19 protein-coding genes and 1 tRNA gene are annotated in these 20,890 nt (G+C 67.8%); 16 read left to right on the top strand and 4 right to left on the bottom strand.

Going from position 1 to position 20,890, the window contains the following annotated elements:
- Window positions 1-166: 166 nt before the first annotated feature.
- The 3 genes from ZF1_RS02415 to ZF1_RS02405 all read left to right on the top strand — a co-directional run bounded on the left by ZF1_RS02415 (window position 167) and on the right by ZF1_RS02405 (window position 7,483).
- Entirely contained in the window at window positions 167-1,423 is a 1,257-nt protein-coding gene (locus tag ZF1_RS02415; RefSeq protein ID WP_482636365.1) for an IS256 family transposase, read from the top strand.
- 1,105 nt (window positions 1,424-2,528) lie between these two features.
- Window positions 2,529-5,288 (top strand): DEAD/DEAH box helicase, encoded by a 2,760-nt coding sequence (locus tag ZF1_RS02410; RefSeq protein ID WP_482636364.1) that lies wholly within the window; start codon window positions 2,529-2,531, stop codon window positions 5,286-5,288.
- A 194-nt stretch (window positions 5,289-5,482) separates the two neighbouring features.
- Complete coding sequence (locus ZF1_RS02405) at window positions 5,483-7,483, top strand: site-specific DNA-methyltransferase (RefSeq protein WP_482636363.1); 2,001 nt, start codon at window positions 5,483-5,485, stop codon at window positions 7,481-7,483.
- Window positions 7,484-7,728: 245 nt separating this feature from the next.
- On the opposite strand, the gene ZF1_RS02400 is transcribed toward ZF1_RS02405, so the two are convergent.
- The 3 genes from ZF1_RS02400 to ZF1_RS02390 form a co-directional block, all read right to left on the bottom strand.
- Complete coding sequence (locus tag ZF1_RS02400) at window positions 7,729-8,229, bottom strand: phosphotransferase (protein ID WP_337825325.1); 501 nt, start codon at window positions 8,227-8,229, stop codon at window positions 7,729-7,731.
- A 317-nt stretch (window positions 8,230-8,546) separates the two neighbouring features.
- Window positions 8,547-9,239: an HAD family hydrolase gene (locus ZF1_RS02395; protein WP_073575873.1), complete on the bottom strand. Its 693-nt coding sequence runs from the start codon at window positions 9,237-9,239 to the stop codon at window positions 8,547-8,549.
- Window positions 9,236-10,105, bottom strand: a complete 870-nt coding sequence (locus ZF1_RS02390; protein WP_073575872.1) for a winged helix-turn-helix domain-containing protein — start codon at window positions 10,103-10,105, stop codon at window positions 9,236-9,238. Before ZF1_RS02390 ends, ZF1_RS02395 begins: the two co-directional genes overlap by 4 nt.
- A 128-nt stretch (window positions 10,106-10,233) precedes the next feature.
- Between ZF1_RS02390 and ZF1_RS02385 the strand changes: the two genes are divergently transcribed.
- The 10 genes from ZF1_RS02385 (at window position 10,234) to ZF1_RS02340 (ending at window position 16,954) form a co-directional block, all read left to right on the top strand.
- Complete coding sequence (locus ZF1_RS02385) at window positions 10,234-10,635, top strand: hypothetical protein (protein ID WP_073575871.1); 402 nt, start codon at window positions 10,234-10,236, stop codon at window positions 10,633-10,635.
- 323 nt (window positions 10,636-10,958) lie between these two features.
- Complete coding sequence (locus ZF1_RS02380) at window positions 10,959-11,147, top strand: hypothetical protein (protein WP_073575870.1); 189 nt, start codon at window positions 10,959-10,961, stop codon at window positions 11,145-11,147.
- Between the two features lie 5 nt (window positions 11,148-11,152).
- The gene (locus ZF1_RS02375) at window positions 11,153-11,491 is read left to right on the top strand and encodes a hypothetical protein (protein ID WP_073575869.1); all 339 of its coding nucleotides are present in this window, start codon (window positions 11,153-11,155) and stop codon (window positions 11,489-11,491) included.
- Complete coding sequence (locus ZF1_RS02370) at window positions 11,491-11,679, top strand: hypothetical protein (RefSeq protein ID WP_073575946.1); 189 nt, start codon at window positions 11,491-11,493, stop codon at window positions 11,677-11,679. Before ZF1_RS02375 ends, ZF1_RS02370 begins: the two co-directional genes overlap by 1 nt.
- 196 nt (window positions 11,680-11,875) lie before the next feature.
- Complete coding sequence (locus ZF1_RS02365; RefSeq protein ID WP_304580129.1) at window positions 11,876-13,222, top strand: FtsK/SpoIIIE domain-containing protein; 1,347 nt, start codon at window positions 11,876-11,878, stop codon at window positions 13,220-13,222.
- Window positions 13,222-13,437, top strand: a complete 216-nt coding sequence (locus ZF1_RS02360; protein ID WP_073575867.1) for a hypothetical protein — start codon at window positions 13,222-13,224, stop codon at window positions 13,435-13,437. The genes ZF1_RS02365 and ZF1_RS02360 overlap by 1 nt, the downstream gene beginning before the upstream one ends.
- Window positions 13,434-14,093 carry a hypothetical protein gene (locus ZF1_RS02355; protein WP_304580128.1) on the top strand — a complete coding sequence of 220 codons (660 nt, stop codon included), beginning with the start codon at window positions 13,434-13,436 and terminating at the stop codon, window positions 14,091-14,093. The genes ZF1_RS02360 and ZF1_RS02355 overlap by 4 nt, the downstream gene beginning before the upstream one ends.
- A 97-nt stretch (window positions 14,094-14,190) precedes the next feature.
- Complete coding sequence (locus ZF1_RS02350; RefSeq protein ID WP_073575865.1) at window positions 14,191-15,567, top strand: replication initiator; 1,377 nt, start codon at window positions 14,191-14,193, stop codon at window positions 15,565-15,567.
- Entirely contained in the window at window positions 15,564-15,752 is a 189-nt protein-coding gene (locus ZF1_RS02345; RefSeq protein WP_062401553.1) for a helix-turn-helix transcriptional regulator, read from the top strand. Before ZF1_RS02350 ends, ZF1_RS02345 begins: the two co-directional genes overlap by 4 nt.
- Window positions 15,752-16,954 (top strand): site-specific integrase, encoded by a 1,203-nt coding sequence (locus ZF1_RS02340; RefSeq protein ID WP_073575864.1) that lies wholly within the window; start codon window positions 15,752-15,754, stop codon window positions 16,952-16,954. The genes ZF1_RS02345 and ZF1_RS02340 overlap by 1 nt, the downstream gene beginning before the upstream one ends.
- Window positions 16,955-16,966: 12 nt before the next feature.
- On the opposite strand, the gene ZF1_RS02335 is transcribed toward ZF1_RS02340, so the two are convergent.
- Window positions 16,967-17,039: transfer RNA gene (locus ZF1_RS02335), tRNA-Lys, on the bottom strand.
- A gap of 343 nt (window positions 17,040-17,382) precedes the next feature.
- On the opposite strand from ZF1_RS02335, the gene ZF1_RS02330 reads away from it, so the two are divergent.
- The 3 genes from ZF1_RS02330 to ZF1_RS02320 all read left to right on the top strand — a co-directional run bounded on the left by ZF1_RS02330 (window position 17,383) and on the right by ZF1_RS02320 (window position 20,235).
- Window positions 17,383-17,964 carry a superoxide dismutase gene (locus tag ZF1_RS02330; protein ID WP_337825327.1) on the top strand — a complete coding sequence of 194 codons (582 nt, stop codon included), beginning with the start codon at window positions 17,383-17,385 and terminating at the stop codon, window positions 17,962-17,964.
- A gap of 108 nt (window positions 17,965-18,072) precedes the next feature.
- Window positions 18,073-19,194, top strand: coding sequence for a tRNA dihydrouridine synthase DusB (gene dusB / locus ZF1_RS02325; RefSeq protein ID WP_337826664.1), 1,122 nt, complete (start codon window positions 18,073-18,075; stop codon window positions 19,192-19,194).
- A gap of 153 nt (window positions 19,195-19,347) precedes the next feature.
- Complete coding sequence (locus ZF1_RS02320; RefSeq protein ID WP_253067434.1) at window positions 19,348-20,235, top strand: GGDEF domain-containing protein; 888 nt, start codon at window positions 19,348-19,350, stop codon at window positions 20,233-20,235.
- The last annotated feature ends 655 nt before the right edge of the window (window positions 20,236-20,890 follow it).

Genomic DNA, 20,890 nt, shown 5'->3' with positions numbered 1-20,890 from the left:
GTGATCCCGACGCCCTGATCGCAGTCGCCGAGCGGGCGCGCTCCCCGAGTGGCGTCCATCAGAGTGGTGTGCGACCGGCCCGGTGACGGGCGGAGCCTCGTGTAGGGCGGCCACCGCGTGATCTTCTTGAACACCTCTCACAGAACTCAAGAAGGACGACCACGCGATGACCGCACCCTCCAGTATCGACCCCACCCGGTTCCTGCACGAGCAGCTGGCCCAGGCGAGTCCGGACCTGCTGCGTCAGATGCTGACCACCTTCATCAACACCCTGATGTCCGCGGAGGCCGACGCCGTGTGCGGCGCCGACTACGGCGAGCGCACCGACGACCGGGTCAACGTGCGCAACGGCTACCGGCACCGCGAGTTCGACACCCGCGCCGGCACCCTCGACGTCGCGGTCCCCAAGCTGCGTACGGGCTCCTACTTCCCGGACTGGCTTCTCGAGCGCCGCCGCCGCGCCGAACGGGCCCTGACCACGGTCGTGGCGACCTGCTACCTGCTCGGGGTATCGACCCGGCGGATGGAGAAACTCGTCGACTCGCTCGGCATCACCCGGTTGTCGAAGTCGCAGGTGTCGGTGATGGCCGCCGACCTCGACGCCCACGTCGCCGAGTTCCGTGCCCGCCCGCTCGATGCGGGTCCCTACACCTTCGTCGCCGCCGATGCCCTGGTGCTCAAGGTCCGTGAGGGCGGCCGGGTCGTGAACGTGCACGCCCTGCTCGCCACCGGGGTCAACGCTGACGGTCACCGGGAGATCCTCGGCCTGCAGGTCACCTCCGCCGAAGACGGCGCCGGCTGGCTGGGCTTCTTCCGCGATCTGACCGCCCGCGGCCTGACCGGGGTCCGCCTGGTCACCTCCGACGCGCACGCCGGGCTGGTCGCCGCGATCGGGGCGACGTTGCCCGGAGCATCGTGGCAGCGGTGCCGCACCCACTATGTGGCGAACCTGATGTCGGCGACACCGAAGGCGAGCTGGCCGTGGGTGAAAACGTTGCTGCACTCGGTCTACGACCAACCCGACGCCAGCTCCGTGCATGCCCAGTTCGACCGGATCCACAGTGCTCTCGACGAGAAGTTCCCCCAGGTCGCAGCCCACCTCGACGAAGCACGCGCCGACGTGCTCGCGTTCACCGCGTTCCCGAAGGAGGTGTGGCGACAGATCTGGTCGAACAACCCCACAGAACGCCTCAACCGCGAGATCCGCCGCCGCACCGACGTCGTCGGGATCTTCCCCGACCGCGACTCACTGATCCGCCTCGTCGGCGCGGTCCTGGCCGAGCAGCACGACGAGTGGACCGAAGGACGCCGCTACCTCGGCCTCGACGTCCTCGCCAGAGCCCGCGCAGCCACCGACCCCAGCCCCACCGACGACCACGAGGAGACCATCCCGACCCCAACTATCCCGGCGCTCAGCGCCTGACCCAGCAAGATCACGCGTCAGCCGTCACACACCACGCCCGGGGACTTGACCGCTCCCCGCTGCCCCTGAGGGTTCGCCATCCACTCTCGGACGTCCTCGACCACACGGCCGACCGGCTCCAGGGCGTCTGTACGGCGCCTCGTCGTTGTCGGGGTCGACACGACGTCGCCGCCGAGGCAAGGCCCCGGACGACGGACTCAACAAGGCGACGCCTCGGGGATGAGCAACCGCGTCGAGATGTGCCACGTCAACGACCGAGCCGCCGGGATCGTTCAGGGGTCCATCACGGAGCAGGGCCGGACAGCCTGCCCCGACGCCGCGGACGGGCGGGAGGTGTGGTGAGCGAAGCGGCGTGGCCGGCGTGGCCGGCCTGCGCCGCCGCAGGCGGCGCCTTGACGACTCACACGTCCCTGTCCGAAAGATCAGCGACCAGCTCGGTCACGCGAAGATCAGCATGACCCAGGACCGCCATCTCGGGCGGCGGGCTCACCGACCGTCAGACCGCCGACGTCCTGGAGGACATGTTCGCCGAGGACACGAAAACTGTCCCAAAAGCGTACTCTGATCTTGAAGGCGAGCCGGACGCATCGCTCTCACCTGCGGATTGTGTGGGCCCCCGGGGGATCGAACCCCGAACCCGCGGAGACAAGATCCACTACTTCCAGCGACGCTCGACGTTCGCCGTCACCCCTCGTGCGCTGTACGGACTCGCTGCCGCGTCTTCCACGGGCGGCGGTCCGTCGTTGGCTTCTGCCGTTGATCCCTGGGGGTAACCCGGGGGCGAGCCCCCTGCACCTTCCGAGTGCCATCCCGTCGACCTGTCGCCAGACCGACCGCCCGGGCGCCCGTGGGCGGCCCTCGACGCAACCGCGCCCGACCGCGCACGCTCCGCCCACGGGCGTCCGTGCGGTACGCCCTCCGGGAGGTCGACGGGATGGCACGGTCCCCCGCCATCCCGGAGACCTGCCTCCCGGCGAGGGAACGCACTCGAGCTGGAACCAGAGCTGCTGCTACCACGATCGTATGGCGCTGACGGGCTGACGAAGAGCAGTTAGTAGGGTCACCACGGTTATCCCCACGCGCGCCGGCCTCTGAAGGAACGATCTTGAAGCTGGAACTTCTCGACTATCAGGCAGACGCTGCGGACAAGGTCGCAAGGTCCCTGGTCAGAGCTGCCCGAGAGCACCGTAACGACCCTACGGAGCTCTCGGCCGTCGTACTTGCGGCACCGACCGGAGCAGGCAAGACCGTCGTTGCCACAGCGGTTGTTGAAGCGTCACTCGATGATGACGCGACGACGCCCGGAATTGATGAGGCCACCTTTCTGTGGGTGACAGATGATCCTAGCCTGAACCGACAGACGCTTCATAAAATGATGGCAGCGTCTTCTGCCCTACAGCCAAATAGACTGATCACGATCGACAGCGACTTCGACGAAGAAATATTCGAACCCGGACGGGTATACTTTCTCAATATCCAGAAACTCAGCACGACGGCAAATCTCGCGAAGCCGCGGAGCGACCACCGCGAGTGGTCTCTTTGGGAAACAATCGCGAACACAATTCAGAAGCGACCCTTCGGCTTCACCGTTATCATCGATGAAGCACATCGAGGCATGAGTGCTAACGGCGCACGCCGCGATCGCGACACAATTGTTTCGCAGATAATCGGCGGCGGATCAACTGGACGGCCGGCGGCGCCCGTGGTGTGGGGCATTTCCGCTACGCCGAAGCGGTTCGTCAATGCGATGACAGATCTCGGACGTAATACCCGAGCGCACACTATCGACGTCGACGACGTCCGATCCTCTGGCCTCCTGAAAGACCAGATCGTCCTTGGACATACCGACGGCGTAGAAGCCGCCGAAACGACCCTCGTTCGCCATGCAGTACGGCGGACCCGCCAGTATCACGACCGATGGCGTGAGTACACCACGTCGAGTGGGGACGAGGATGTTCTTCCAGCTCTCGTGGTTCAGGTGGCAGATAAGCCTTCGACTAACGATCTAGCAGAATTGGTAGGCACAGTACTCGACGAGTGGCCGGAAATCTCTGCATCGAACATTGTTCATGTCTTCGGCGACCACTCCGATTTACAAGTTGGAGAGTCGAGAATTCACTGGTGCCCGCCCGAGGACATTCAAGACCGAAGTTCCGCGCGAGTCGTCTTCTGCAAAACCGCAATCACAACGGGATGGGACTGCCCTCGCGCCGAGGTGCTCGTGTCATTGCGAGTCGCTAAGGACATTGACTCGATCACCCAAGTTATGGGCCGCATGGTCCGCACTCCACTTGCCCGGCGAGTTAACACTGACGAGAGCCTCAACTCAGTTCATTGCATTCTTCCTCGCTTCGAGCGAGCCGCCGTTGACGCTATCGCCGAAAAGTTTCGACGGGGAGACGACGATCTCCTAATCGCGACCCACTCGGTCATCACGACACCCGTTACACTTACACGGAACCCGACCCTTAGCGGCGGACCGAGTCAACCACAGACGACAACAGTGCGTTCGTCCGATAATGCCGGCTCGGATCCCAGCCGCGACATCGGATCGACCGACACAACCGAATCATTCCTCGTTAGTCCCGGTAGCCCGAACACAACCCAATCGCCAACAAGCTCGCGCCCTGCAGGCAGCCCCACTTCACTTCCGCCAATCGAGCCGTCAACCACACCAGATTCTCCTGACCTGTTTAGCGATAAGTGCCCTAACCAGGAACTCAAGGCTTCCAACGGCTCCACTGCTGTCTTCGAAGTGATCGAACGACTGCCTTCCTATACAATTCCTCGTCGCTCCTACCGGTCGCCGATTTCACGTCTTTCGACACTCGCAACCCTACTGGCGAAGACGTACGGCTCTCACACCATTCACCCTGCAGCACAGTCCGAGTTCCGGAATCAGCTGCTGGCTGTGATCGACGTTTATAAGTCGATGCTGGAAGAAACTGGCGAGCTAGACGATCTCCTGACGCACGCGCGCACGACCAGACTCTTCGAGAAATCGATACACCTTGGAACCGCTGGCTCGTCCATCGACACAAGCACCGCTATAGCACTCGACTGGCGTGGCCTCGAGTACCTTATGAATCGCGCCAGAAGTCTGCTTCCAGAGGGCCTAGCAAATGCCTATGCGTCTCGAAATGCACCGACGGATGACGACGTCGCCGAAGCCTTCATCTTGACAGTAGCTCTTGCGAGTCAGGAGAATTTGCGGCAGGAACTCGACACGCGTGCTTCTCAGCTTCTTGAGAGCTGGTTTGATCGATTTGCTTCGTCCATCACTCACCTAAGTGATGCCGACCAGGACGCCTTTGACCGAATCAAGCGCGAAGCGGACCGCCCGCTCCGCACGTCGATAATCGTGCCGAGTCGAAGGACCGAGGACGCGATCGGCGAGAGTTGGCCCAAGCACATCCTGTCGGATGATCAAGGCAACTTCAGGGTTTCGTTGTCAGACTGGGAAGCCCACGTTGTCAAGACTGAGCTAGAGTCTGGCTGTGTCGCCTGGTACCGCAATCCAAGTAGTGGTCGCCACTCTCTCAAAATTCCCTACACTACGAGTGCAGGGGTAGCTGGCATGTCACCCGATTTCATCTTCCTCAATGAGGTGAGTGGCAAGTTGACTGCTTCCATTGTCGACCCCCACGGAACTCACCTTGCAGACGCAGCTGCCAAGCTACACGGAATCTCTAAGTATTCTATAGAGCACGCGGATGAGTTCCAAAGAGTTCAATCGGTCGCCCAGATTGATGGCCAGTATCGAATGCTCGACCACTTTCGGTCAGATGTGCGTGAAGCGATTCACAATCTCTCGCGCAGCGCTTCCACCGATGACATCTTCAGAGAGTTTAGTGTCCGCTATTAGGCGAGGGGCGACTGATGGCTCATATTGACAATCTTATCGACTCAGTTCGTGACCCCGAGCTTCGAGCGGCACTTAAGACTGAATACGATAAGACCACGAAAACTAGAAGCCTAGGCTTGGTCTTCGACCGGCATCAGCCGGAGAGCCTTCTCCTACCTCGACTTAGACCTCGTGTAGGGGACAGAGTCAGCGTGATGGTGCCCGGAACCCGGGACCGAACGCAGACCGATCAAACAGGCTTCTGGACTGTCGCAAACTTGGAAAGAGACTCGAACTTTGCGATCCTCCATGATGCGGATGGCGAGGTACGCCGCGAGCCTCTTAGCAGAGTCGTCGTCATTCGCGAGTTTGGCGATCCAATCTACCCGGGCCTAGTCTCAACCGGATCGGTCCTTCGCGGTGGCGGACAGGATGGAACGTCGGCAGGCAAGCCGTTTCATTCCGTAATTAATAGCGAGAACTACCACGCCCTTGAAGCACTTCTTTATCCGTTCGAGGGGCAGATCGACGCGATTTACATTGACCCGCCGTATAATTCAGGGGCCAGGGACTGGAAGTACAACAATAACTACGTTGATTCAAATGACCCGTATCGCCACAGTAAGTGGCTGTCCTTTATGGACCGCCGCCTGCGAGTTGCAAAACGGCTATTGCGGCGTGACGAATCGGTCCTGATTTGTGCGATCGACGAGAACGAAGTGCACCGTCTCACGTTACTGCTTGGTCAGATCTTTCCGACCAGTAAGATTCAGATGGTTAGCGTGCTAATCAATCCTGCGGGTGCATCAATCGTAGACCAGTTCACCCGTGTCGATGAGCAACTACTGTTCGTTCACATCGGGGGCGCACGGCCCGCACGCACACGCACTGACACAACACCTGGAGTGTCTACACTCGCAGATGCGGGAGGGAAGGCGAAAGCCTTCCGGTGGGAAGTACTGCAGAGATCGGGTGGAAATTCGCGTCGACAAGATACAAAAGCCAAGTTCTTCCCAATCTATGTCGATGAGGGCAGCAAGAGGATCGTCGGCTGTGGGGATCACCTAGCTGAAGGGCTACCGCGTTCGGCGGCACCGGCTCCCCCCAGAGGCTGCTTCGAGGTCTGGCCGATCAAGAGCGATGGATCCGAGGCCTGCTGGCAGGTATCCGATAAGACATTTCGGAAGTACCTAGGTGAGGGACGGATACGCCTCGGAAGGAAGGATCAGAGAACTGGCCGTTGGGGCTTCTCGTTCTTGACTTCAGGTCATATGCGCGCAATCGAACAAGGAGAGCTCGCAGCAGTTGGGACTGACGAGCACGGAACCCTCGTCGTTGAGACCGTCGAAAATGTGCGACGGTCTCAGATTGGCAAGACAATCTGGACAAATCCTGCTTATAGCGCAACTACGCACGGGTCGATCATGCTTAACTCATTCATTCCCAGTAGAAAGTTTCCCTATCCCAAATCACTCTATGCAGTCGAAGATGCCTTGCGCTACTACCTAGTCGACAAACCGAACGCACTGGTATTGGACTTCTTCGGAGGATCAGGCACGACGCTCCATGCCGTTGCTCGACTTAACCATCAAGATTTCGGTAGCCGCCGATCGATAATCGTAACAAATAACGAAGTATCGCCGGGGGAGGCAAAGGACCTTCGCGCTCGGGGATACGTTCCGGGCGACAAGGAATGGGAAGCGCAAGGAATCTGCGAGCACATCACGAAGCCGCGAATTACATCGGCGTTGACAGGGTGCACCCCGAGTGGTGAACCTGTTACCGGCAACTATCGCTTCGTCGATGAGTTCCCATTCAGTGACGGCTTTAATGAGAACGTCGAGTTCTTTGACCTTACGTACGAGGATCCGGCACTTGTTTCGCTCGGACGACGCTTTGAAGCGATCGCGCCGATGCTATGGTTGAAGGCGGGAGCGCAGGGGCGTCGCATATCTGAGATTGAATCGAAGGGATGGAGCGCACCCGACGATGCGGCCTACGGTGTACTGTTCGATACTGCGAAATGGTCGGACTTCGTTCAGGCGCTCTCCGCGAGGCCGACAGATGCATTCCAGCTGAGACAGATCTTCATCGTTACTGACTCAGCGTCTGAGTATCAGCAGATTTCGGCCCGCTGCCCAAGAGGGATCGTGACTTCCCGTCTTTACGCTGACTATCTCCGCACCTTTGAAATTAACACCTCTCGGCGACACTGACGATGCCGTGACTTCGGAGTTGCTCCAGACCGAATCGGGCACCGCCCGGGGACCGGCCGGAGGCCGCATGCCCCGGACGGTGCGATGGCTAGCGCACGCTCACCGACTGCTAGCGCCCGAAGGGCGCCTTGATACCGAATGGAAGGTCTAGACACGGCGAGCGCTGATGCCGTTTGTCGTGTCCCGGCTGATGCTTGACGTTCCGGTCTCACCTGATGCTCGACGTTCGAGCCTGCTGCCCGTAGCTAGACGGTGGCAGCGTCGGCGACGGTGACCCAGGCTTCCGCTCGGTCGGGGTCCGTGCCGCTGGAGAGGGCGATGCTGCGGGCCAGGGCTCGGGCGGTGTCGAGGTGGTCGTCGCTGAGCTTGAGCGCGAGGACAGCGACGTCATAGGCCGCGTCGCCGTTCATCCCGCGCGGGTCGATGAACCACAGCCGACCGCGGCCGTGGAGGACGTTGGGCGATGAGAGGTCGGCGTGGCACAGTCCGGCCGGCATGTCGGCGGCAAGCTCGTCGAGAATCACGATGGCGGCCTCGCGGACTGCGGCAGGCTCAGGGCCGCGATGTGGCGGCTGGTCGTCGGCCGGCGGATCGGTAAGTCGCGCCCGGAGCCACGGCGCGATGCTCGGCACAGGAGGTGCACCGTGTTCATCGGCGAGGGTGCGCAGCATCGTGGCTACATTCGCGAGGTCCCGCGGTCGCGGTTCCTGTTCGGCGAGCGATGTGCCGGGCTCGACCGCGTCCATCGCGGTCCACGTGCTGGTAGCCGTGTTCCGCAGGAGATGGACCGTAGGCGCCAGACCCACCCGCGCGAGCTGGTCCAGTACTGCGGCCTGGTGAACGGCGTCAGGGTCGGGGCTCGACCGCAGGATCAACCGAGCACCGGCGCTGGTCGTGGCCTCCACCACGTGGGCTGACCTGGCAGAGAACCTCACGCCGGTCGGTGTGACCGACAGTGCGGCGCAGACCTCGGCCAACTCGACGGGGAGCGCCTCGGCCCAGACGGGTGCGCGGTCGGGCCATCGCGCGTGTGCGGCGCGGGCGATGTCGGGGTGAAGCGGTGTCACGGACGCAGTGCGGTGACGAGGGTGTGCATGTCGTCGACGACGATCAGGGCGTCCGCATCGGCCAGGCTCTCCGCGCGCTCGGCCTGCTTGGCGTAGCCGATGCACGGCACTCCCGCCGCTGCCCCGGCGAGGGCGTCGGTGATCGAGTCTCCGACGAACACCGCCTCGGTCGGTGCAGCTCGGCTGATGTCCAGCGCCGCGTGGAGGAGTTGTGGGTCGGGCTTCATCTGCTCGGGATGCCCGAAAGGCCGGCCGATGATCTGCGCGACCTGCTCGATGAGGTCGTGCCGGGCCAAATAGGTGCGGATGGCTCGCTCCGAGTTGTTGCTGACAACCAGCACGGTGTGGCCGGTAGCGACGGCGGTGCGGATGAGCTCGTGGGCTCCAGGGGTCGGTTCGGCGACGGTCGCGGCGCGAGTCTCGTGCTCGATGACGTGGGCCTCGACATCACGACCGAACTCGGGCGAATACCGGTACGCGGCTCGCAGCAGAACCAGCGGGTCATCGGTGCGGACCTCGCTGAGGTCGATGCCGCGCACGGTGGCGAACTGGCGTACGGCGGCGGCGACCTCGGGTGCGGGGTGGCCGGCGAACAGGTGCGCGACGGGCCCGTCGAAGTCCAGGAGCAGGACCCGGGCGCCGCGGAGCAGCTCGGCGAGCTGGGTGCGGGTGCCGGTCGGGAGGGTCACTGCGGGTACTCCCGGGTGATGGTGGTCCACACGGAGTCGAACCAAGTGCGAGCCTGGGCGACGTACTGGGGGCCGTTGCTGGTGTCGGCGTCGTCGCCGGTGGAGAAGTGGAACAGGGTGGCGTCCTTGCCCATCGGGTCGAAGATCGGCACGGGCGCCTTGTCGATGGTGACGGTGTGCTCCAGGACGGGGTAGAAGCCGAAGAACGCTTCCTCGTCGTTGATCAGGTAGAGCTTGAACAGCGGTGAGGCGCTGTGGGCCCGGACCTCCGCGGTCGCAGACTTGACCAGACCGAGGTCGGCCAGTTCTTGGACGCCGTCGGTGATGCTGTCCACGGCACGGCGGGTGATCCGGTCGGCGCGCTTGCGGACGGCGGGGTCGTCGGCGGCGGTGTCGGCTCGGCACGGGAGCGCGAGGGGTACACCGGGGTCGGACAGCATGATCCGCACGGCGATGGACTCCGGGCTCAGGCGTCCGGCACGCACCTTGTCCAGGACCTCGGACAAGGTGTTGGCCAGGGTCTCGCCGGAGAACCCGGCGAAGTCGATACGCACGTGCGGGCGCTCGAACGCAGCCTCGATGTGCGGGCGCAGCCCCACCGGTAGCTCGGTCTGGGCGCGGACGAACACCCCGCTCCCCTGGCGGCTGATGAGCAGCCGCTCGGCGTAGAGAGGCCGCAGGGCGGCCTTGACCGTCTCGCGGGCGACGCCGTAGCGCTCGGCCAGGTCGGGCTGTGACGGCAGCTTCTCCCCTGCCTTGAGCTTGCCGAGCTTGATCGCGGCGCGGATCTGGTTGGAGATCTGCTGCGACGGGGTGCGTGGATCCTCCGGGTCCAGGTGCGCGAGGAACTCGGCTGGCGTGCTCATGACCCCACGGTATCGGTCGGCTGACTAGCCCGGCTAGCCATCTTTCTCATTCGTGCTTGACATGGCTAGCCAAGCCGGTCATTCTCAGATGGCTAGCCAAGCTGGTCAGGCGAACGAAGGAGAGAGCAATGAGAGATCTTCCGGTGGTGCTCGACGGCTACAAGCTCACGGTGGTGGAGCCGCCCGCACCCAAGACCCGCCAGGACGCCAACGGCGCGGAAGTACCAGTGACCGACCGGGACGGGGTCACGCAGTTCGTGGTGTCACTGTTCGCGAAGCTCCAGGTCCAGGCGGGCCAGCGGGCGCCGAAGGGTGAGGAGATCAAGGTGACCCTGACGACCGACCCGGGTGAGGGGTTCGGGGAGGACGCCCGGGTCCAGCTCATCGACCCGAAGATCAACCCGTACTCGATCGAGTCCGCGGACGGTCGGACGGTGTCGGGGATCGCGTTCAAGGCGATGGGCCTCAAGCACGCCCACCCCGCTCCCGCGCCGATGCGCCGGGGCAAGGACGACGAGAACCACTCCTGACCGACCTCTGAGTCGTCGGTGTCGCCCGCGGTGATGTGCGGGCAGGCCGCGTGATGTAGCGGCCCAATTCATGCGCCGGAATGGTGTTCCGACAATTCCCAGTAATTCCGAGACGGGGACACCTATGTCCTCGATCAGGGGTGATCTGCGGTGGTGTGTGGCGAATGCAGCGGTAGCCGGGCGTGCGATGTGTGCGACGGCTACGGCGACTCGACCTGCGGCGTCGAGTGCGGGGCGTGTGGTGGTTCCGGGGCCTGCCCGGGCTGCTTCGGAGACGGCGAGACCAGCAGCCCGACGGCGCTGGCGGAGATGGAGATGACGGCATGAACACGAACACCAGTACCCGCCCCAGGGCGACGACCGGAGTCGGCCGCCTCGTGCGGCGGCTGGAGGTTGAGCGGCGCCGCTGGGCTCGCACCGAGCACCCCGTCGTCGCGACGGAGCAGGCGTGGCGGGCCGGCGTCGCGGAGGGTCTGCGCCTGGCCCAGCTCGCGATCCGAAAGGGGGTCTGACCGTCATGGCGATCAACCTCGGGGCCCGGGATCGGGTTAAGACGCTGCCGAAGGTCAACCGGCGCGCGCTGCGCAAGTACGGGGAGTTCTGGCGGGCATTGCAGCTGGTCGGAGACGCCCTCGCCGAAGCGGACAGGATCGCGGCCAAGGCCACCGACTCGAAGACCAAGCGGTCGGGGAAGGGCGTGTCGGCGAAGGCCGGCGCTCAGGAGCAGCACTGGTCGACCGCGTCGCCGGATGAGATCCGGGCCTCGGCGAAGACCGCGCACGCCTCACTGCGGGTCATGGCCTCGGCGGCCAAGAAGTGGGAGGCCGAGTTGGTCTCCCGCGAGTGGAGGAAGTGATGTCGAAGGCTGTCGATCGCACCGTCGAAGACCTGGATGCCGCGATGCGCGAACTCCGCCGGAGCCTGCACGGGATTCCGTATCGGACCGGCGGGTTCAAGAACACCCACGACAACCTCGCCCGCGACGTCGCCCACCTCACCGTGCACCTCGATTCGGCGCGTGGGGCTCTGCGCGAACAGAAATGACCACCTGGGTGGTGGGGTCGCCCGCTGCACTGATTCTTGGCGGAAACACACAGCGGGCGCCCCTGCTACCCGACACACAATCTCGTGAGGACTGGTAGCAGTGACCAAGCGTAGTAGCTCTGCAACACGCATGAACGGCCCGGCTCGCACTCATGTCGGGCGTGCGTCTCGGCCTCCGGGGCGGGAGTTCCAGGCGTTGGCCTGGACGGCGCGGCATCCTGGGCTCGTCGCCGTCCCGCTCGTCGTCCTCGGCCTCGTGCTCATGCTCGGGCCACTCGTCACCGGTCTCGGGCTCGGCGTCCTGGTCGCCTCGGTGGCGGTCTGGGGCCGGTCGCACCCGGCCAGCTTCGACCGGTTCGCCGCACCGGCGCTGCGGGCCACGTGGCGGCGCTGGACGGTCTACCGGGGTCGTCGGTGGGCGCAGCTCATGTCCGATACCGGGCTGACGAAAGAGCACCGGCAAACCGGGGACCAGCTCGTTCCCCGTGTGCTGCGGGTCCGCTCGTCCTCGGCGTCGATCGACACCGTCTACGTCCGCATGGTCCGCGGGCAGGACGTCGCCTACTGGCAGGAGCGCTCCTCGGTGCTGTGGGAGGCGCTGATCGCCCACCGGGTCGCGATCACCCGCCACCGACCCGGCGTCGTCGCGATCGTCATCGAGTGGGAGCTGCCGTTCACCCGCACGATCCCCGCCCCGGACATCCCGGAGACCACCGAGGACGTGGACTTGGGTGCGGTGGAGATTGGGGACAACGAGCGCGGCGAACCGTTCACTGCTCCCGTGATCGGCGGACACCGTCTGGTCGCCGGCGCCTCCGGAGCAGGCAAGGGCTCCGTCCTGTGGTCCACGTTGCGTGGGGTGGGGCCGTGCATCCGCGACGGGATCGTCCGTGTGTGGATGGTCGACCTCAAGGGTGGGGTAGAGACCGAGCAGGGGGCGCCGCTGTTCCACCGCTACGCCACCTCGATGCCCGCCGCGCTGGAGCTGCTGAACGAGTTCCGGGATGCGATGCGCGACCGGCAGGACGACATGCGCGACCAGAACATCCGCGCCTGCACCCCCTCCACAGGCACGCCGGTGGAGCTGCTGGTCATCGACGAGATGGCCATGCTCACCGCCTACGGCGACCGCACCTCCGTCCGCGACGCCCTGCGCCTCCTCGCCGAGGTGATGACGCAGGGCCGGGCGTCCCTGTTCGCCGTCCACGGCTACCTACAGGAGCCCTCCAAGGACGTCGTGGACGTGCGGGAGCTGTTCACCCAGCGCATCTGCCTCGGCGTCACCGCCGCCTCCCACGTCGACATGGTCCTCGGGGAGGGCGCCCGGGAGCGTGGGGCGCTGGCCGATGAGATCCCCGGCGACGCCCGCCACGCCGGGATCGGCTTCGTCATCGACAAGGGCTCACGCCTCCCGGTCCGGTTCCGGGCCGCGTTCGTCTCCGACGACGACATCACCGAACTGGTCCAGCGCTGCACCCCGCCGCCGGACGCGGACGTGATCGACCTCCACGACAACGACGACGCCGAGCGGGGGGCCGCCTGATGGGCACCACCACCGCATGGGTCCTGCGCACCTGGGCCAAGTTCACCCTGCTCTTCGCGCTCATCGTCGGCGGGACCTGGCTCTACCTGGGGTCAGCGTCGGGTTGGTTCTGGGTCGTCACCGCTGGCGCGGTCGTGGCGGAGTGGTACGTGGTCCGCCAGCTCGCACGCGAGTGGTCCTGGGAAGCCCGCGCCACCTGGTGGTGGTCGGCATGACCACTGAGACGAGCACGGTGCAGGGTGCGTTGTTCGGGGACCCGGTCACCGTCGAGACCACCGACCACGGCCCGGCCGCGACGCAGGACCCGCGTGAGGTCGCCCGCGTCGTCGGCCTGGCCCAGGACCCGGGGCTGTTCGTCATCGAGCGCGCCGGGCTCGTGCTGAGGGCGGACCGGGCCCGGCCCGGCTGCGCCGACGCCCTCGCCCGGCACGACGGGGACACCGTCGCCCAGCTCCTCGACACCGGACACCTCCGACTCGGCGGCGCCCACCACGTCCACCACGCAGGCTCCGAAGGACCGGCCCGCTCGATCCTGGTACCCAAGGCCACCCGGGACATGGTGTCCCGCTGGGACCACCTGCGCCCCGTCCCGGAACCGACGCCGGAGCCTGCGAAGACGCCGCAGTGCTCCACCGGGGTGATCGGCGTCGACGTCGTCGAGCCCGGGAAGGCCCTGGTCTGCCTCGGCACGACCGGGCAGGGCGGGACCGTGCTGCGCGACGGCGGCCGCTACCGGGTCGAGAACGACCACGGCGCACTCGTCGGCCACGCATCGTCCTACCGAGCTGCTGCCCGGCTCCTGGCCCGCTACCACGGCCTCACACCGGGCCCGGTCGAGATCGAGCACGAGCACCGCCTCTACCGCCGCTGACCCCGGCAATCGGCCCGGCCCCGCCGCAGACGAGACCAGCTCCCGGCGGGGCCGGCGCCACCCCACCCACTCACTCGTCCCCCGGAGGGATGCCGTGATGACGGCTGCCACAACCACGCCCGACCAGCACGACCACAACCTGTCCCACCTGCTGCGCTCCGACGGCTTCCAGACCTGGCGCCGCGAGGTCACCGCCATCGGCGGCTGCGCCGCACCGATCCACCTGACCGGCTCCTCGCGGATCTACGACCGTGCCACCGGCACCGTCCTTGCTGAGCGGGAAGGCGACATCCTCGCCCCGTGCGGCAACCGACGCGCGTCGGTGTGCCCGGCCTGCTCGGACCGCTACGCCTCCGACGCCTACCACCTCCTCCGCTCCGGGATGACCGGCGGCAAGGGCGTCCCCGACACCGCCGCCGCCCACCCGCGGCTGTTCGTCACCCTGACCGCGCCCTCATTCGGGCCGGTCCACACCCGCCGAGTCACCGCCCGAGGCCTCGTCATCCCCTGCCGCTGCGGCGACAAGCACCACCGCGACGACCCCCGCGTCGGCTGCGCCCTCGACCCCGACACCCACGACTACGTGGGCGCGGTGCTCTGGCAGGCCCACTCCGGGGTCCTGTGGAACCGGTTCGCCATCCGGCTGCGGCGCCTGCTCGCACAGATCCTCGGCGTCCGGGTCCGCGACTTCCGGGACCACGCCCGGCTGTCCTACGCCAAGGTCGCCGAGTACCAGCGCCGCGGACTGGTCCACTTCCACGCCGTCATCCGCCTCGACGGCCCCGACGGACCCTGGACCGCCCCACCCGCCGGGATCACCGCCGACGCGCTCCACGCCGCTATCCGGGACGCAGCACACGACGTGTCACTGACCGTCGACCGGCCCGACGGCACCCCGCAGACGCTCGCCTGGGGGACGCAGGTCGACATCCGGCCCATCACCAGCACCACCGCGGCCTCGCTGGAGAACGACGACGGCGAGATCACCGACTCAGCCCTGGCCGCCTACGTCGCCAAGTACGCCACCAAAGGCACCGGCAAGTCCGAGGCCACCGACCGGCCCATCCGCGACATCGCCCACCTCGACCACCTCGACATCACCCCGCACCACCGCAGGCTCATCGAGACCGCGTGGGAACTCGGCGGCCGCGAGGAGTACGAGGGGCTGAACCTGCGCCGCTGGGCGCACATGCTCGGGTTCCGCGGCCACTTCCTCACCAAATCCCGCGCCTACTCGACCACCTTCGGTGCAATCCGCGGGGACCGGCGCACCTACCGGCTCGGCGAGACCCTCGCCGCCCTCGACACCCCGGCCGACCCCGGATCGGTGCTGGTGGTCAACGACTGGGCCGTCGTCCACATCGGGCACCGCAACGACCCCGAACGAGAGATTGCACTCGGCATCGCCGAACGACGACGCGAGCAACGCCAGACCCGCAGCACCGACCGCACACACCTCGGGAGGACCTCATGAACGGGATCGAGAAGCTGTGGGGCGTCAAGGATGTCGCCGAGTACCTCGGCATCCCCGTCCAGACGCTCTACCGCTGGCGCTGCCAGGGCTACGGGCCCCGGGGCCGGCGGATGGGCAAGCACGTCCGCTACATCCCCGACGACGTCCGCGAGTGGGTCGCGTCGCTGCGGGACGAGGTGGCCTGATGGCACGCCCTCCCCTGCCGATCGGCACGCACGGCCGCATCCGCGTCTACCAGCTCGGGCAGAAGCGCTACCGCGCCCGGACGAGCTACCGCGATCACGACGGGGTCGTGCGTGACGTCGAGCGAACCGGCCCGAGCCGGTCCGGCGCCGAGAACGCGTTGCGGCTGGCCCTACGCGACCGCGGCCGGGTCTCCCGGGGTGGTGAGGTCACCCGCGACTCGACCGTGCGCGACCTCGGGGAGCTGTGGTTGGCCGAGATGGACCGCGCCGTCCGGCTGGGCAAGCGCTCACCGACGACTGCCGAGGCCTACCGCTACCGCTGGGACCGGCACGTCCGCGAGGGCGTCGGCATGCTGCGGGTCCGTGAGCTGACCGTATCCCGTCTCGATCGCCTGGTGGTCGAGGTCCACGACCGGTACGGGGCCGGTGCCGCGAAGACCACTCGCACGGTGCTCAGCGGTCTCGTCGGCCTGGCGGTCCGTCACGACGCGCTCGACCGCAATCTCGTGCGCGACGTCGGCCGGATCGAGAACACCACCTCGTCCGCCCGGTCACTGACCGTGGTTCAGGCCGTCGACCTCCGGGGCAGGATCAGCGCGAATTCGAAGGCCAGGGAATGGGACCTGGTCGACTTCACCGACTTCATGCTCTCGACCGGCCTGCGTATCGGTGAGGCAGCCGCCATCACCTGGCCGTCGCTCGATCTCGACGCCGCGACGGTCGAGGTCCGCGGCACCGTCGTCCGGATCAAGGGCCAGGGCCTCACGATCAAGCCCCGGCCGAAGAGCAAGAGCGGTTTCCGCACGCTGGAGCTGCCGGGCTGGGCGGTGGCGATGCTTCGTCGTCGACGTGCCGCGAGCGTGCCGAACGAGTGGGAGGTCGTGTTCACCGCGCCGCACGGTGGGCTGCGGGACCCGTCGAACACCCAGTCGGACCTACGAAATATCTTCGACGCCGCCGGGTACGAGTGGGTCACCTCCCACGTCTACCGCAAGACAGTGGCGACTCTCATGGACGAGGCCGGCCTCACCGCGCGCCAGGCCGCCGACCAGCTCGGGCACGCCAAGATCTCGATGACCCAGGACAACTACTTCGGCCGCAAGGTCGCCCAGACCGGGGCCGCCGGAGTCCTGGAGGTGTTCAGCAATCCCGGGGGTAATCCGGGGGTGGATCTTGACGGTTCCGAGGAGTCAGGCTCGTGACCTGGGAGAATGTGGGCCCCCGGGGGATCGAACCCCGAACCCGCGGATTAAAAGTCCGCTGCTCTGCCGATTGAGCTAGAGGCCCCTGACCGACCCCGGACACCCCGGGCCCGGCCCGCCACCGGTTACCCCCGGCCGGTCGTGGCGAACCGGACGCCATCTTACCGTCCGCAACCGGGCATCTCGTCGTCGCGACACCATCACCGTGTCGGGTGTCGCTCACCGCTGCGCCCCCACCGAACGACCGGATCCGCTGTCTCAGAGCGGTTCCCGGGCGGGCCGGACGGCGTCGCGGGCACGTGCGGGCCGCGGGGCCGCCTGCGGGGAGGTACGGGGGCCGGGCGTGGCCGCCACACGAACCGGTGGAACCTGCCTCGATGTCCGATCTCGCAGTGCCCACCCCAGCCCGACGAACGATCATCGTCGGCATGATCCACGTACGCTCCGTCGCCTCGATCGCCCTGCTCGGCGCCGCTGCGCTCGTCCTCACCGCCTGCGGCGGCAGCGGTGACGGCGAGCAGTCACAGAGCGCCGCGACCCGGGTCTCCGCGACGTTCGCCCAGGGCGGCGAGGGACCCGCCCACACCTACGACGCCGCGCTGGTCCCGGCCGGCTCGACCGTCGAGGTCACCAGCGCCGAGCAGGACGGCTCGACCGTCACCACGCTGCGGGTGAGCGGTCTGGTGCCGAACCGGACCTATGGCGCGCACGCGCACACGAAGCCCTGCACCGCGGCCGCGGGCGCCGACGCGGGCCCGCACTACCAGTTCTCCGAGGACCCGGTGACGCCGAGCGTCGACCCGTCGTACGCCAACCCGATGAACGAGATCTGGCTCGACGTGACCACCGACGCGAACGGCACCGGCGAGTCGACCAGCACCGTCCCGTGGGCCTTCCCGGACGACCGGCGCGCGGAGTCCGTCGTCCTCCACGAGAAGCCGACCGCCACCCACGCCGGGCACGCCGGCACCGCGGGCGGACGCCCCGGCTGCGTCACCGTCGACTTCTGACCGACGCCCAGGTCGGCGCCGCCACGCGGGCCTGGGACACTGGTGGGCGTGACCGTGTTGGACAGCGTCCGCGACGCGCGGACGGACACCCCCGCCCGCCGTGACCGCGTGCTGCCGCCGTTGCGCATCGGCCCGTTCGAGGTCGACACCCCCGTGGTGCTCGCGCCGATGGCCGGCATCACCAACCCCGGGTTCCGCCGCCTGTGCCGTGAGCAGGGCGCCGGCTACTACGTCTGCGAGATGATCACCGCCCGCGGGCTGGTCGAGAAGAACCCGCTGACGTTCCGCATGATCGCCTTCGACGCGGACGAGCACCCCCGCTCGATGCAGCTCTACGGCGTCGACCCGGTGTCGATGCAGCGGGCCGCGGAGATGATCGTCGAGCGGGACCTGGCCGACCACATCGACATGAACTTCGGCTGCCCGGTCCCCAAGGTCACCCGTCGTGGTGGCGGGGCGGCGCTGCCGTTCAAGCGGGAGCTGTTCCGCCGGATCGTGCGGGCCGCGGTCACCGGCGCCGGGGACCGCCCGGTCACCGTGAAGATGCGCATCGGCATCGACGACGAGCACCACACCCACCTCGAGGCCGCGCGGATCGCCGTCGACGAGGGCGCCGTCGCCGTCGCGCTGCACGCCCGCACCGCCGCCCAGCGCTACTCCGGCACCGCGGACTGGGACGAGATCGCCCGGCTGCGCGACGCAGTCCCGGCGCACGTCCCGGTCCTGGGCAACGGTGACATCTTCTCCGCGCAGGACGCCCTGGACATGGTCGCCCGGACCGGCTGCGACGGCGTCGTGGTCGGCCGGGGCTGCCTGGGCCGGCCGTGGCTGTTCGGGGACCTGGAGGCCGCGTTCGCCGGCCGCGAGCTGCCCGCCCCGCCGAGCCTGGGCCAGGTCGCCGCGACGCTGCGCCGGCACGCCGTGCTGCTGTGCGAGCACATGGGCGACCACAAGGGCATCCGCGACGTGCGCAAGCACATCGCCTGGTACCTCAAGGGCTTCCCGGTCGGCCCGGAGCTGCGGCGCAGCCTCGGGATGGTGGAGTCGATCGATCACCTCGACGAGCTGCTGTCCGGGCTGGACCCGGACGAGCCGTTCCCGGCCGACGCCGACGGTCCGCGCGGGCGCCAGGGGTCACCCGGTCGCGTCGTGCTGCCCGAGCACTGGCTCGACGACCCGGACGACCCGTCGATCCCCTTCGGGGCGGACGTGGAGCACTCCGGAGGTTGATCACGGCGACCCCGGGGCGAACACGCGTTACCCCGACCCGGGGGAACCAGGGCGCCGAACGGGTGCCGACTCGCCGTACGCCTCAAGCGTCCCGGGGGTGTCACCGATGAACAGTCCCAGTGGCCGAACGGCTCGACGACGGGGAGGTGGACCATGACCGACACCGCATGGACGGTGCGCAGGCTCGTGCGGTCCGCACGCCGTCTCGACCCGTCGCCCCCCGCTCCCGGACCCGACACGCCGGGCGACGACGTCGCCCCCGCCTCCCCCGCGGCCCGCGCGGCCCTGCACACCGCGGCCGCCGAGCGGCTCGCGGAGCACCGTCGCTACGAGCAGGCCTACCTGCACCTGCGCGAGGCCGTCCGGCTCCTGCACGGCCTCAACGCCCCCAGCCCCCCCGACGAGCTCGACCGGCTCCGCCGCGAGCACGCCGAGGCCCGTGAGCAGAGCCGCCGCGACAGCCTGACGGCGTCGTACAACCGCCGCTACCTCGACGAGCGGCTGATCGACCTGCTCGCCGCGGGCACGGGCCTGCCGGTCTGCCTGGCGCTCGCCGACATCGACCACTTCAAGCTGGTCAACGACACCCACGGGCACCCGTTCGGGGACCGGGTCCTGCAGCGGATGGTGCTGGAGCTGGGCCGGGCCCTGCCGCCCGGGGCGTTCTGCGCCCGCTACGGCGGCGAGGAGTTCGCGCTGGTGCTGCCCGGGCTGACGGCCGAGGAGGGCGTCGCGGCCTGCGAGACCGCCCGGGAGAGCGTCGCCGCGCACGACTGGAGCGACCTGCACCCCGACCTGCGGATGACGATCAGCATCGGCGTCGCCCGGTCCCGTCCCGGCGACGACGACGTCGAGGCCCTCGTCACCGAAGCCGACGTGCTCCTCTACACGGCCAAGCAGGCGGGCCGGAACGCCGTCGCCCACCGCGACGCCGACGGCCGGGTGAGCCTCGCCGGCCCGGCATCCGGACGCCGGTCGATCCCCCAACCGGAGCAGGGCGCGTCGCGCCCCGCGCCACCCGCGCCGAACCGGGCCGAATAAGATCCTCCGTGCGGTCCCCGCGACCGCACGATCCCGGAAGGGCGCGCTCCCCCGACGCCGCGCCCGTCACGCGCTTCCGCTCCGGCGGTCGCGACGAGGAGGCCCGGTGCAGGACGGCGACGACGAGGTGCGCCGGCCCCGGCGTACGCGTCGGCGCCCGGACGACGCGGGCCCGCCCGCGCCCCCCGCGCCGCAGGGCCCTCCCGGGGCGCAGGTCCCGCCGCCCGGAGCGCACCCGTCGGGCCCGCAGGGGCGCCCCGGCGTGCAGCCCTCCGGCCCGCAGCCCCGTCCCGCCACCGGGACCCACCCCTCCGGGCCACAGCCGCGGCCCGTCACCGGGACCCACCCCTCCGGCCCGCAGCCGCGGCCCGCCGACGCCCCGCCGCCGGGACCGGTCCCCCCGACCGGTGTGCGACGCGTGCGCGGCGGACCCGTACCCCGCCGTCCCGGTGAGCCGCCGGCGCCGCAACGCCCGCGCGACGGCGACCCGGGGCGGACCACCCCGGTGCCGCCCGCGGGCGGCACCGCCCGTCCGGCGACGCCCGGTGGCCGGCCCGCCCGCACCCCGGGGACGGCCCCGACGACCGCGCGCTCCTCCACCCCGGCCACCCGGATCGGCGCCGGCACCGGGGCCACCCCGGCGACCCGGGGCGGT

This window comes from Pseudonocardia sp. ZF1 (assembly GCF_056835605.1).
The sequence above is the reverse complement of the archived record's forward strand: the minus strand, read 5'-3'. Positions and strand labels throughout refer to the sequence as shown.